Origin of the sequence: Isoptericola croceus (genome assembly GCF_029382255.1) — a bacterium.
GTDB lineage: Bacteria > Actinomycetota > Actinomycetes > Actinomycetales > Cellulomonadaceae > Isoptericola > Isoptericola croceus.
In genome coordinates this window covers 1-251 of sequence record NZ_JARLLG010000566.1, presented here as the reverse complement: position 1 = coordinate 251, position 251 = coordinate 1, and the positions used below count along the sequence as shown (strand labels likewise).

The 251-nt window shown below is 62.5% G+C and carries 1 protein-coding gene; it reads right to left on the bottom strand.

All coding sequences use genetic code 11. The features are described from left to right. Positions 1 to 43: 43 nt before the first annotated feature. The coding region (locus tag PZC42_RS22095) for a hypothetical protein (protein ID WP_277214362.1) at positions 44 to 251 on the bottom strand (208 nt) is incomplete at its 5' end.

The window sequence follows — 251 nt, the reverse complement described above, 5'->3', positions numbered from 1 at the left end:
ATATAGACTCCCCAGCACAGGCACAGACAACGATAATCCAACATCAGATAAAGACAAAGACAGAGACGAAGCTCCGGAAAGAAGAAGGCATCCGCTGCCGCCCGGGTACCGCTTCCACGACCGCCGCGGGCGCTACGGCGTCCAGCCGCAGCACCACGCCCTGGTCAGCAGCCGGACGCACATCCCGCGCTCGAGCGAGACGCTGGCCCGCATGCCGGGGGTGGCGGTTTACTATGACGGTGACGACAAAC